This window comes from Pedobacter sp. SYP-B3415 (assembly GCF_004138205.1).
Classification (GTDB): Bacteria; Bacteroidota; Bacteroidia; order Sphingobacteriales; family Sphingobacteriaceae; genus Pedobacter.
The window spans coordinates 12970-25909 of record NZ_RXNQ01000012.1 but is presented as its reverse complement, the minus strand read 5'-3'; the positions used below and the strand labels follow the sequence as shown (position 1 = coordinate 25909).

Genomic DNA, 12940 nt, shown 5'->3' with positions numbered 1-12940 from the left:
AAAGTTACCAACTTTAAGTTAAAAAACAAAAAGTTTTACGAAATCACGATTTAAATTCGCTCGTTTTGTGAAACTCAATGTCGGGATAGTCCTGTTTGGTCAGGTTGATCATATAATCGTTATCGGCAAGATAGGCCGGGTTTCCCTCCTTATCAACACCGATGTGCTGCTGTTTCCTTTTCAAAAACTCTTCAAGCTTCTTCCGGTCAGATGAAGTAACCCAGCTCGAACGGCTATAAGTCAGCGTTCTGAAGCGACACTTTGCGCCGTACTCGTGCTCCAGCCGAAAGTTGATCACCTCAAACTGAAGTTCGCCAACTGCCCCAATTACTTTCCGGTTTCCTGGCTGCATGACAAACAGTTGCGCAACCCCTTCGTCGGTCAGTTGTTCAATTCCTTTTTCCAGCTGCTTGGTACGCATCGGGTCCATGTTTTCAACCTCTTTGAATATCGACGGTGAAAAGCTTGGAATACCTTTGAACTGCAGTTTTTCGCCTTCAGTTAACGTATCACCGATCTTGAAGTTACCGCTGTCGTAAAGTCCGACAACGTCACCGGGCCATGCCTCGTCCACAATACTCTTTTCATTTGCCATGAAATCCATTGGGTTGGCAAACTTTAACTTTTTGTCTTGTCTGGTGTGATAATAGAACCTGTTGCGCTCAAACTTACCCGAACAGATGCGAAGAAAGGCAATTCTGTCCCTGTGTTTCGGATCGAGGTTTGCGTGAATTTTAAACACGAAGCCTGTGAAATTTTTTTCATCCACACCAACAACGCGTTCTTCGGCAGGCCGGTCGCGCGGACTTGGTGCAATCGTAATAAATGTATCAAGCAATTCTTTGATCCCGAAGTTGTTAATCGCGCTGCCAAAAAACACAGGCGCCAGCAATCCCTCGGCATACATGTTCTGATCAATGTTGCCATAAATACCTTCCACCAGTTCAAGATCGTCCTGAAGCGTTTTGATCTCCTGATCGCGAAGATGTTCTTTCAGCGCAGGATCGCCCAGATCGCCGACCTGGATAACAGATTCCGTCACCTTTGTTTTATCCGGTTGGAAAAGATTAAGATGTTTATTAAAAATACTGTACACGCCTTTAAAGGTATGTCCCTGGCCGATTGGCCATGAAAGCGGACAAAGGCTGATATTAAGTTTTTCTTCTATCTCATCGAGCAGATCAAAAGGATCTTTGCCCTCACGGTCCATCTTGTTGATGAATATAATAACCGGTGTATTTCTCATGCGGCAAACCGACATAAGCTTTTCGGTTTGTTCCTCTACACCTTTTACACAATCAACAACAAGGATTACGCTGTCAACAGCCGATAAGGTTCGATAGGTATCCTCGGCAAAATCTTTGTGCCCCGGGGTATCCAGGATGTTGATGCGCTTCCCGCTGTATTCAAATCCCATCACCGAAGTTGCAACAGATATACCGCGTTGCTTTTCGATTTCCATAAAGTCCGAAGTATTGCTCTGGTTGGCTTTGTTTCTCTTAACCGCGCCGGCAGTATTGATAGCGCCGCCAAAAAGCAGAAACTTCTCGGTTAGGGTCGTCTTGCCCGCATCGGGGTGACTGATAATGGCAAAAGTTTTTCTTTTTTCTATTTCCGGATTGGCCATGTTGCGAATAACACACTAAAGATGGAGCTGCGCTTAATTAATGAACGCCAAATCGGGCATTCTGAACAGCTTGCGACCGGCAAAGGTAATAAAAAAGGCCGGCAATTGCCGGCCTGATTATGGTGTGCTTAGTTTATCCTCTTCCTCCGCGGGATGGCCTTCCGCCGCCGCCGTTATCTCCGCCACGCGACCGGCTCTCGCCGCCGCCCATTGAACGGCCTTCGCTTCGCTGAGGTGCATCCATGCGCTGCGGTGCCTCACGCCTTTGCGGTGCTTCCATGCGCTGTGGTGCTTCCATCCTTTGTGGTGCTTCACGCCTCTGTGGTGCTTCCATGCGCTGCGGAGCTTCGCGGCGTTCAGGCGCTTGCATGCGCTGGGGCATTTCTCTGCGTTCGGGTGCCTGCATACGTTGAGGGCGCTCTGCACGATCAGTATTACCCCTGCCTTCCAGTGTGCTTCCAGATTGCATACGGTCAGCAATCCTGTTGCCTGATTCGCCACGTTCCATTCTTTCAGGTCTTGCACCGCTGTTTCCCTCGTTACTGCGGTTACGGTTCAGTGACCATGGACGTGCTCCTTCGGTCCGCTCTTCCCCGCGGCTGCCTTCAACTCTCGACGGTCTGCTTGCTGAAGCGTTTCCATCGCGGTTCATACTCCAGGTACGGCGTTCAGCTGTTGCCCCTCTGCTGTTGCCGCGACCCGGACGGGCGTCGCTGATGTTGCCTGCAACGACATTTCTTGGTGCAGCATTCCGGTTGTCGACACCACGTGTCGGCCTTGGGTTATAAATATTAACAGTATTGTTTGAAATCCTCGTAGAGCCAGGTCTGCTGCTGCGGTTTACGCTGTATACACGAACATCCTGATTCGTGGCTCGTCTGATCTCATCAGCGCGTGGCCCGGTATAATAGGTGCGCCTGTTGTTAATATAAGTGTTATTAATTATCGTCGTATTACGGATGATCGTTACGTTTCTACCGGCATAATATCTCGGATAGGAGCTGTAATAGATCTGACGCTGAGGGATGAAATTCCAGCAGTAATCAGGAACACGGTACCTGCGACCTATGCTGATATTGATGTTTATCGACGGTCCCATCGGAGCCCAGCCGTAATATCCGCCACCGCTTCTCCAATCTACCCACGCCGGTCCCCAGGTTGTATCCGGTATCCAAAGCCAGGTATTATAGCGATTGTAAACCCAGCGACCATAATGAAACGGTGCCCAACCCCAATCGTAATTTGAAACCCAGGTGTTACCATAATCGGTCATTACCCAACGACCATTCGAATAGTACGGCCTGAACTCGCCCTGATCTACATCAGGCCGCCATACATATCCGTACTCCGGATCCTGAATCCAGGTGCCATAGGGCGATAACTCGTCATAAAAGGTTTGCATCGAAACCTCTTCGTCTTGTGCCATGACTTTTTGAGTCGTGGTAACGGCAAGGAGCAACATAAGCCCCGGCACAATCGCCGCTAATTTCAGTCTTTTCATTTGTGTGTGTGTTTTAACCTAACGCTGTGTGTGTATCAATTAGAGAACCAAAATATGCAAATGGTTTAAACCCTAGGAGCCAAACACTTAACTAAATATAAGTAAAACGGTTTAGATGATCAAAAATTGCATGAAATGCCCGCAGAAATAATATTTTATTGTGCGCTAAAACGGTCATTGCATAGCAATATTTGCTACACTTATTATTTTGTAGAATAAAATACGGCAGAAAGCCTGTCTGCTGAGTAGGGTTGTTGTGCAGCGTTTGACCGGGCATTCTTATTTTTTTTCCTATCATTACACATGCAAAAAGGCACCCTGTTCCTGATACCTGTTCCGCTGGCTGAAGATGCACCAGCAAAGACATTTACCCCTTTTATAATCGAAACGGTTAATCAGCTTCGCTGCTACATTGTCGAAAACGAAAAAACGGCAAGGCGATTTTTAAAAGAAGCCGGTTTAAAACGGCCCCAAAATGAACTTGTTATTCATGACTATGGTAAACACCAGCGAAACCGCGGACTCAAACAATTTTTTGCAGAATTAAATAACGGAGAAGATGTCGGACTTATGAGTGAGGCGGGATGCCCCGGCATTGCTGATCCCGGAGCGGATATCGTTGCTGAAGCACATAAGCAGGGAATTCGTATTGTACCTTTGCCAGGCCCCAGTTCTATCATCCTCGCTTTGATGGGATCGGGTTTTAATGGACAAAGCTTTTCTTTTCACGGTTATCTTCCAATTGATAAGGAGCAGCGTGCAAAACGGCTGCGCGACCTCGAGGTTTCTGCCCGAAAATACCGGCAGACACAGATCTTTATAGAAACGCCATTTCGCAACAACCAGCTTCTCGAAGAAGTCATTAAAAGCTGCCGGCCTGACACACAATTGTGTATAGCCTGTAATCTGACAGCACATGATGAGTTGATTAAAACACAGCCCGTGTCGCAATGGAAAAAGGATACCCCCGATCTGCATAAAAAACCGGCCATCTTCCTGATTTTCTAACCGTGAATGCTTTGCTCTTTGCCGTAATTGCTGATTATCTTCCCTTCATATTCCAGCCACTCTTGCCAGCGCCTGTCAATGTCTATACCGGCGGCGTACAGCTTTGCCAGGCGAATAAACAGCATGTAGTGATTGGCTTCACTGGCCATTAATTCCTTGTAAAAACCGGCAAGTTCGGCATCTGCAATATGCGCTGCCAGAACCTTGAACCGTTCGCAGCTTCTGGCTTCGATCATGGCAGCAAATAACAGGCGCTCGGTAAGCTGTTCGGTAGGCGATCCGCCTTTTTTCATAAATCTTACCAGTTCGTTTACGTAGGCGTCTTTTTTATCCCAGCCGAGCGTAAAACCACGCTTTACCAGGTGCTGATGAACGCGCTGAAAATGCTCCATCTCTTCCTGCGCAAGCGCAGACATGGCAGTCACCAGTTCTGTCCGGTCAGGATTGAGTGTAATCAGCGTAATCGCATTGCTGGCGGCCTTTTGCTCACAGTATGCATGATCGCTCTACAATGCCTGCAGGTTGCCCTCCACTACGTTTTTGACCCAGAAAGGGTCGGTCGGTAATTTCAGGTTTAGTATGGCGGTTTTCATCTGTACATGTTTTTACTCTCCATAAATTCGATTACCTTATCCGGGACAAAAAAGCGGATGTTTTTCCCTTCGGTGATGGATTTCCGCACAAATGACGAAGAAATTTCCATGAGTGGCGTATTGGTAATTACAATCGACGGATGGTTTTTCCACGCCGTTGGATCAAAACCCGGCCGCGGATAAACAAAGATCTGATAGTCGCGCAGCAGCACCTCATGATTTTTCCATTTATGCAAAGACACGAGGTTGTCAGATCCCATGATCAGTGCAAATGTCTTCTCCGGGTATCTTTCCTTGAGGTATGCAAGTGTATCAATCGTATACGAGGGCTGTGGCAGCTTGAATTCGATATCGCTGACGCGGATGCCCGGCGCCTGATCGGTAGCAAGGTTAACCATCTCCAGCCGGTCATACATTCCTGCCAGGCCTTTCCGCTCTTTTAAAGGGTTAAGCGGCGATACAACAAACCAGACCTCTTCAAGGCTGGTATAACTTGCCATGTAATTGGCAATAATGAGGTGCCCAATGTGGATAGGATTAAAGGAGCCAAAAAATAATCCGGTCATGGCAAGCCCCGATCTAATTATAAATAAATTTTTTTACGAGTTCTTCTGCCTCAGCACAGGCAATATTAAGATCAGTGTTTTTCAAAATCACGTCAAATTTATCGGCGTATTTCAGCTCTTTCTCAGCCTTTGCAAACCGCTCCTGTAGTTTCTCTGCACTGTCTGTACCTCGCCCGCTTAACCGTTCCTTCAAAACCTCCAGCGAAGGTGGCTGAACAAATATTGCCAGCGCGTCATCTTCATACTTCCGCTTCAGCCGCAGGCCGCCTTCTACGTCAATGTCAAAAATTACGTGCCTGCCGTCTGCCCAGATGCGGTCGATTTCTGAACGCAGGGTACCGTAAAAAGTGCCGTTGTATACTTCCTCAAATTCAACAAATTCCTGGTGTGCAACCCGATGCAGAAATTCTTCCTTGCTGATAAAGTAATAATCTTTTTCATGTTGCTCCGTGCCCCGGCTTTCACGCGTGGTAGCTGAGATGGAGAAGCTGATCTCCGGAAATTTCCGCAACAGGTGATGTACAATTGTGGTTTTGCCGGCACCCGATGGGGCTGAAAAAATAATAAGTTTCCCTTGTATCATAAATCAGGCAAGCGCGATTAAAGTACGTTTAACAATTGTTCCTTGATTTTCTCAAGTTCCTCTTTCATTCCCACAACAAGTTTCTGCATGCCGGCGTCATTGGCCTTTGCTCCCATGGTATTGATCTCCCGGCCAATCTCCTGCGAAATAAATCCCAGTTTTTTACCGTTTGCGTCAGCGTTGCCAAGCGTTTGAAGAAAATAGTCGCAGTGACTGTTCAGTCTGATCTTTTCTTCTGTTATGTCTATCTTATCAATATAGTAGATCAGTTCCTGCTCAAAACGGTTCATATCTATATTGGCCTTGCCAACCGCGTCTTCCAGGAAGCGGCTGAACTTTTCCCGGATGTGTTTGATCCGTTGTGGCTCGAGTATCTCAAGTTCTGCAAGATTTGAAAGGATATTGCCTATGCGCAGACTCAGGTCTTTACTCAATACCGCACCTTCGGTTCTGCGGAAGGCATTAAAATTATGAAGCGCCTCTGCAAAGGTAGCCTGAACCTGAGCCCATTCCTCTTCGCTAACGGTTTCTTCGCTATAACTGATTACCTCCGGGAAATTCAGAATTGTTGAAAGCAGGTCCTGGCTACCGGCACCCAGTTCAAGATCGAGCGCCTTAAGCTGACTGAAGTATTGCTGAACGAGTGCCGTGTTTATTTTGGCGCCTTTCGCTTCAGCGTTGTTCTTTTCCGCGACAATCGTTACACTTACCTTTCCACGTTCAATTTCCTTGCTGCAGAGGTTGCGAACGGCAAGTTCTTTTTCCGCATAAGCTTTTGGCAGTTTCAGGTTGAGTTCGAAGAATTTGCTGTTCAGTGATTTGATTTCGACACTGTACCTGCTTTCCGGAGCGTCTGCAGTTGCGATGCCGTACCCGGTCATGGATTTGATCATGTGCAAAGATAGAAAAACCATTGGGCAATGCGCAGTGCGGTCAAACTTGTTTCGTGCGCAGCATCATGCGTATCTGTTCTTCAGCACGTAGTTTCAGTTCAGGTAGATCCTGCAGCTTAAGCCCAGCTGTAGGGACCGGCTCGCCGATTATAACGCTTACAAGGCCTGGCCTGAGCATGAGTACATCGCTACGCGGCAATAGTTTTCTGCTGTTCAAGATTGCGAAGGGAAGAACCGGCGTAGCCGTCTCAATGGCCAGCCTGAAGGCGCCATCGTAGAAGGGAAGCAGGATATCAGGGCCCCGGTTCATTGTTCCTTCTGGGAAAATAAGCACAGATTCACCCTGGCGCAGGCGTTCCTGCAAGCGTAGAACCGAACATTCCCTGCTTTCCTTGCTGCTGCGGTCTATCGTAACAACCATATGCCGGTACATCCAGCCAAAAACGGGTATACGGGTCATTTCTATTTTACCCAGCGGACTAAATTCCTGGGGCAGACAACGAACAATGGCTACAGCATCAAGATAAGAACTGTGGTTGCCTACATAAATGTGCGCCTGATCCGGATTGATTTCAACAGCCAATCTACGCCCGAATCTGAAAAATGTGAGCGAAGAGAATGCCGCAGCCCAGATCCGGAGAAAAGCAAAAGCGAGTTTTTTCTGCCCCGCTACTGCCGATGCCACAACAAAAGGACTCACAACCAGCATGAAGACAAGAAAGATCAGTCCGGCGTAAACGAGAAAAATCAAACCGAGAAATCTTCTGATATTCATTAACCTTTTTTAACAGATTTTACGCCTAACAATTGCTAATTTTAACAAATATCTTTGAAGATCATTCGATGCCAAAATTCCTTTTATTCATTTGTGCTTTTTCTCTTCTGTTTGCCGGAAGGCTATCTGCCCAGAATCGGGAGGTAACAGGCGCTATACTTGAATGGGGAACTAAAAACCGGGTTGGCGGGGTTGAGGTTACTAATAAGCGCAACCGCTTCGTTGTTGTAAGCAGTGATCTGGGATTGTTTAGCATTAGTGCCGCGGCCGGAGATACGTTGATCTTTAGCCGGCGCGGATTTAATGAACAGCGACTGGCGGTATCATCTGCCGCGCCGATGGTGGTAAAGCTTGTTCCGATGGTCAATGTGCTGGAAGATGTAACCATAACAGGATTTAACCGGAAAGCCGGTCTTGATGAAACGAAGCGCGATTTTAAAAGAAACGGATCTTTTTATGAAGGCAAACCGCCTTTTCTTTCATTTCTGTTTACGCCTTTAACAGCAATTTATGAGGCCTTTGGCCGTACGCCGCGTAATGCGCGCAGGTTCGGAAGATACTATGCGTCTGAAAATCAGAACATCCTTGTAGATCAGCTTTTCAATAGCCGGCTGGTGGCACAACATACACCGCTGCGCGGGAAGGAACTACAGTCGTTTGTATTTAACTATCGCCCGGATTACCAGACTGTGCGGAAGTGGAATAGTTACGATGCCATCAAATATGTCAAAGAGAGCTATAACCGCTATCTGAAAAATCCCGAGGAAAATTTGTCTATAGACAGCATCAATGCGATTCTGCGCGGAGATGTGAAACCTGACTAACAGGTATGAGGTCATGGCGGTTAAATTGCCAGCATTTCGCAGGCTTTCTCAGCAGCCATTTTTTCCGCATTCTTCTTGTTGTAGTCGCGCCCTATACCTTTGCTTTCACCTTCAACCAATACCTGTACGGTAAATAATTTTGTGCTTTCGCCGTCGCCGTTGTTCGTTAGTTCGAAAGACACATCTTTGCCATGACGCTGGCACCATTCAATCAGTTTACTTTTAAAATTCGTTTCTGTAAGTTCAAGTGTATGGATGTCGATGTGCGGTTTTACGATGCGGTTTAAAAGAAATTCGCGGGTAAAGTTATAACCACGATCAAGATAGATAGCTCCGATGAGTGCTTCAAAAGCATCGCCGAGCATCGAATTGTGTTTGGTCTGAATGCTGACCGATTTCTGGTCAAACTGAATAAACTTATCAAAGCCCATTTTGCGGGCAAGCTGGTTCAGATTTGCACGGTTTACAATTTTGGAACGCATTTCGGTTAAAAAGCCTTCCTCCCGGTAGGGATAGTGTTTAAAAAGCAGCTCTGCGATAACCGAGCCCAGAACGGCATCGCCGAGAAATTCAAGACGCTCATTGCTGCTGCGGCTGCCGTTTTTTAATACCCTGGCCATAGACCGGTGCCTGAAAGCCATCTGGTACAAAGAGACATTACCCGGAACATAACCTATAACGTTACGAAGGTTCCTTACGAATTCTTTTTGCGGCGAAAAGTAGAGTTTGTAGAATTTTAAAATAGGCATTCAGCGAATAAACAACAGCAGCTTAACCAATTAAGCTAATTTATATTATTTCGTGCCAGGATGCAAATTATCGCAGCGCGGAAAGATCAGCGTAAACTATTCTTCAAACTTTTTGAAAACCACAGAAGCATTGTGACCGCCGAAACCAAAGGTATTGCTCAATGCAGCCCGGATTTCGCGTTTCTGAGCCTGATTGAACGTAAAGTTCAGTTCGGGATCAATCTGCGGATCATCTGTAAAGTGGTTGATGGTTGGAGGAACGACACCTTCTTTGATTGCCAGAATAGAAGCGATCGACTCTACGGCACCGGCTGCTCCGAGCAGGTGGCCTGTCATAGACTTCGTAGAACTGATGTTTAATTTGTAAGCATGTTCACCGAACAGGTCTACAATGGCTTTAGTTTCGCTGATGTCGCCCAGGGGCGTTGACGTTCCATGAACGTTGATATAATCAATATCTTCAACGGTCAGGCCGGCGTCGCGAAGCGCATTGGTCATAACCAGGCGCGCGCCAAGCCCTTCGGGATGAGGTGCTGTAATATGGTTTGCATCGGCGCTCATACCTCCGCCAACAATTTCGGCGTAGATCTTTGCACCGCGTGCTTTGGCATGCTCGAGTTCTTCGAGAATAATTGTGCCCGAACCTTCACCGGCTACAAAGCCGTCACGGTCTTTATCAAACGGGCGGGAGGCTGTCGCCGGATCATCATTGCGTGTAGAAAGCGCGTGCATGGCATTGAAACCGCCGATACCCGCTTCATTGATGATGGCTTCAGAGCCTCCGCTAATGATTACATCTGCATAACCGGTGCGGATGTAATTCATCGAATCGATCAGCGCATTTGTAGAAGATGCACAGGCCGAAACAGTCGAAAAATTTGGCCCGCGAAGGCCATACTTAATAGAGATATGACCCGGCGCAATGTCCAGGATCATTTTTGGAATAAAAAACGGATTGTAACGCGGGGTTCCATCACCTTTAGCGAAATTCACCACCTCGTCAAGAAATGTTTTTAAACCGCCGATTCCCGAGCCCCAGATCACACCGATACGGTTGGTATCCAGGTTCTCGAAATCCAGACCGGCATCCTTGATCGCCTCTTCAGTCGAAACAAGGGCATATTGCACAAACGGGTCGAGTTTACGGGCCTCCTTGCGATCAAGGAATTCTTCAGGATTGAAGTTTTTAACCTCGCATGCGAATTTGGTTTTGAACTTCTCCGTATTAAAGCCCTGGATAAGAGCAGCTCCGCTCACGCCAGCAGTTAAAGCGTTCCAAAAATCAGGAACGTTATTACCTATTGGAGTGAGCGCACCGAGCCCTGTTACTACAACTCTTCTTAGTCCCATTTATGACAGAAAGGGTTATTACTTAACGTTTTTTTCTAAATAAGCGATCGCCTGACCAACTGTACCGATCGTTTCCGCCTGATCATCAGGAATAGCTACGTTGAATTCCTTTTCGAATTCCATGATGAGCTCTACCGTATCCAAAGAATCGGCGCCCAGGTCATTAGTGAATGAAGCTTCAGGCGTAACTTCGCTCTCATCAACACCTAATTTTTCTACGATAATAGCCTTAACTCTTGAAGCAATATCAGACATAGTTTTAAATTTTTTAATGGTTAAATAATTCAGTGCAAAGAAAAATAAATTCTGACAATTTTCAAATGTTTTTATTTCTCGGTACTGAGGCCCAGTATTAACAGAGCTAATATAGAATTAGTTTTTTAATTTCGCCTTCACAAATCTGCCGCGGTTTTGAACAGGACTTATCTCAAGCTTACACTCGACCTCGATTTTACGCTGATCGCCATCACCGCGCCACTTCGTGATTATGTGCTCTGCCATAAGATCAATAACCAGCTCGGTATCGAGCTCGAGCGCGTAGAGGAACATGAGGTATACCTGAATGCCGACGAAGCTCCGCTCGCCTTTTCCAAGTACTGCTATTTTATAGAAGACCGGGAACTGGAGTATTATATTCTTGCAAACCGTAATCCGGATGGTTTCCTGGTGCCCGAAATGAGCCGGGTAGACTTTTTCATGATCATACGCGACTTCATAGACGAAGAAGACCTGGAATTTGTACTTTCCGGTCTCAATAAATTGCCTGATATTCAGGTTGCTGCCCGCATCGACCCGCATAAATTGAAGTCGCGGGAAAATTTGGTAATATAAAATTTATCTTGATCGTGTATTAAATACACTATATTTGGAGGGCTCAAACGCCCCAATAACAAGACATTGTAATTAAATTGCAGCTGCAGCCGCCCGGGCGGAACGCGGCTTTGTACATAAAAGATAATACATGAAACCTTTCCATTCCAGAACCAAAATTGTCGCAACATTAGGCCCAGCTTCGCAAAAGCCCGATGTTTTATACAGTATGTTTAACGCAGGGTTGGATGTCTGCCGCCTTAATTTTTCTCATGGCTCGCAGGCAGATCACCAGGTTGTTCTGGATACCATCAAGGACCTTAATCAGAAACACGGTTATAACGTAGGCATCCTGGCCGACCTTCAGGGGCCTAAGATCAGAATAGGCCAGGTAAAAGATGGCGGGATCAACCTGATCAACGGCACTAAAACGATTATTACGACTAAAGAATGTATCGGCGACGATGACAGGATCTATATTACATATCCGAACTTCCCTAAAGACGTTCAGGAAAATGAGATCATCCTCCTCGACGACGGTAAGTTACAGATGCGTGTTCTTGAGACCAATCTCGAGGATGAAGTGGTTTGCGAAGTCGTGCATGGCGGTATCCTGACGTCACGTAAGGGTGTTAACCTGCCAAACACAAAAGTTTCTATTCCTTCGCTGACAAAGGAAGACCGCGAAAACCTGGAGTTTGTTCTGCAGAATGATGTAGAGTGGATCGGTTTGTCATTCGTGCGGAAAGCAGAAGATATTATTGAATTAAAGAAAATCATTGCTGAGCGTGGTAAAAGTGCCCGCGTTATTGCCAAGATCGAAAAACCGGAGGCGATTGCCAATATTGACGAGATTATCGAAGTTACAGACGGCGTGATGGTGGCCCGGGGCGACCTTGGCGTGGAAATGCCTATGGAAGAGGTTCCGCTTCTGCAGAAAATGATTGTTCAGAAATGTCGGGCGGCTTCTAAACCGGTTATCATTGCGACCCAGATGCTGGAAAGCATGATCACTACCCCACGGCCTACCCGCGCAGAAGTAAATGACGTGGCGAACTCTGTGCTTGATGGTGCAGACGCGGTGATGCTTAGCGGCGAAACGTCGGTTGGAGAATTTCCGCTGATCGTCATTGAAACCATGCAGAAGATCATTCAGAATATTGAGCAGAACAATTATCCGTTTCATGCTGATAAATTCCTTAAGCCGAAATCGCCAAGTTTCCTAAGCGACGCGGTTTGTGACTCTGCAGCTTTCCTGTCAAAACAAACGGGTGCCGTTGGCATTGTGTCGATGACACTGAGCGGCTACACTGCCTTTGAGATTTCAAGCCATCGTCCGGAAGCGCTTATTTATATCTTCACAGGAAACAGGTCGCTGCTTAATACGCTGAGCCTGATATGGGGTGTTCGCGGTTTTTATTACGACAAGTTTGAAAGTACAGATAACACTATTATTGATGTTAACCAATGGCTTAAAGAACAAAAGCTGATCAAAAAGGGAGATATCGTGATCAATACCGCGGCAATCCCGATGGAGCAAAAAGGCAAAACAAACATGCTTAAGATCACGGTGATCGACTAAGCATACATTTGATATGATATGGGCCACTGTCTTTACAGACAGTGGCTTTTTTTATAATCTATGTGGATAATTTCGGCTG

Annotated in this window: 13 protein-coding genes and 1 pseudogene; 4 read left to right on the top strand and 10 right to left on the bottom strand. The window is 46.5% G+C overall.

Translation table 11 applies throughout. The annotated features are described in order from the left end of the window. Positions 1-43: 43 nt before the first annotated feature. The gene (locus EJV45_RS07715; RefSeq protein ID WP_129715096.1) at positions 44-1627 is read right to left on the bottom strand and encodes a peptide chain release factor 3; all 1584 of its coding nucleotides are present in this window, start codon (positions 1625-1627) and stop codon (positions 44-46) included. Between the two features lie 133 nt (positions 1628-1760). Further along, the gene (locus tag EJV45_RS07710) at positions 1761-3128 is read right to left on the bottom strand and encodes a DUF6600 domain-containing protein (protein WP_129715095.1); all 1368 of its coding nucleotides are present in this window, start codon (positions 3126-3128) and stop codon (positions 1761-1763) included. A gap of 303 nt (positions 3129-3431) precedes the next feature. Between EJV45_RS07710 and EJV45_RS07705 the strand changes: the two genes are divergently transcribed. Then, a complete protein-coding gene (locus EJV45_RS07705; protein ID WP_129715094.1) occupies positions 3432-4136 on the top strand; it encodes an SAM-dependent methyltransferase in 705 nt (234 codons plus the stop codon). Here the strand turns inward: EJV45_RS07705 and EJV45_RS07700 are convergent. The 5 genes and pseudogenes from EJV45_RS07700 to EJV45_RS07680 all read right to left on the bottom strand — a co-directional run. Further along, positions 4133-4627 (bottom strand): annotated as a pseudogene (locus tag EJV45_RS07700) (tRNA-(ms[2]io[6]A)-hydroxylase); the annotation flags it as partial. The gene EJV45_RS07705 and the pseudogene EJV45_RS07700 overlap by 4 nt on opposite strands. A 98-nt stretch (positions 4628-4725) precedes the next feature. Further along, a complete protein-coding gene (nadD, locus tag EJV45_RS07695) occupies positions 4726-5295 on the bottom strand; it encodes a nicotinate (nicotinamide) nucleotide adenylyltransferase (RefSeq protein WP_129715093.1) in 570 nt (189 codons plus the stop codon). A 13-nt stretch (positions 5296-5308) separates the two neighbouring features. Continuing rightward, positions 5309-5878, bottom strand: coding sequence for a guanylate kinase (gmk, locus tag EJV45_RS07690; protein ID WP_129715092.1), 570 nt, complete (start codon positions 5876-5878; stop codon positions 5309-5311). 17 nt (positions 5879-5895) lie between these two features. Beyond that, entirely contained in the window at positions 5896-6771 is an 876-nt protein-coding gene (locus tag EJV45_RS07685; RefSeq protein ID WP_240755225.1) for a YicC/YloC family endoribonuclease, read from the bottom strand. Positions 6772-6811: 40 nt separating this feature from the next. After that, the gene (locus EJV45_RS07680; RefSeq protein ID WP_129715091.1) at positions 6812-7546 is read right to left on the bottom strand and encodes a 1-acyl-sn-glycerol-3-phosphate acyltransferase; all 735 of its coding nucleotides are present in this window, start codon (positions 7544-7546) and stop codon (positions 6812-6814) included. 68 nt (positions 7547-7614) lie between these two features. Between EJV45_RS07680 and EJV45_RS07675 the strand changes: the two genes are divergently transcribed. Then, positions 7615-8370, top strand: coding sequence for a hypothetical protein (locus tag EJV45_RS07675; protein ID WP_129715090.1), 756 nt, complete (start codon positions 7615-7617; stop codon positions 8368-8370). A gap of 20 nt (positions 8371-8390) precedes the next feature. Here the strand turns inward: EJV45_RS07675 and rnc are convergent, their stop codons facing one another. From rnc to EJV45_RS07660, 3 genes are all read right to left on the bottom strand, one after another. Beyond that, the gene (rnc, locus tag EJV45_RS07670) at positions 8391-9119 is read right to left on the bottom strand and encodes a ribonuclease III (RefSeq protein ID WP_129715089.1); all 729 of its coding nucleotides are present in this window, start codon (positions 9117-9119) and stop codon (positions 8391-8393) included. Positions 9120-9215: 96 nt separating this feature from the next. After that, complete coding sequence (gene fabF, locus EJV45_RS07665; protein WP_129715088.1) at positions 9216-10469, bottom strand: beta-ketoacyl-ACP synthase II; 1254 nt, start codon at positions 10467-10469, stop codon at positions 9216-9218. A gap of 18 nt (positions 10470-10487) precedes the next feature. Further along, positions 10488-10724: an acyl carrier protein gene (locus EJV45_RS07660; protein ID WP_008508386.1), complete on the bottom strand. Its 237-nt coding sequence runs from the start codon at positions 10722-10724 to the stop codon at positions 10488-10490. Positions 10725-10880: 156 nt separating this feature from the next. Here EJV45_RS07660 and EJV45_RS07655 point away from each other — a divergent pair, with 156 nt between their 5' ends. Together EJV45_RS07655 and pyk are read left to right on the top strand one after the other, a co-directional pair. Then, a complete protein-coding gene (locus tag EJV45_RS07655) occupies positions 10881-11300 on the top strand; it encodes an IPExxxVDY family protein (RefSeq protein WP_129715087.1) in 420 nt (139 codons plus the stop codon). A 130-nt stretch (positions 11301-11430) separates the two neighbouring features. After that, positions 11431-12861 (top strand): pyruvate kinase, encoded by a 1431-nt coding sequence (pyk, locus tag EJV45_RS07650; RefSeq protein WP_129715086.1) that lies wholly within the window; start codon positions 11431-11433, stop codon positions 12859-12861. Positions 12862-12940 lie beyond the last annotated feature (79 nt).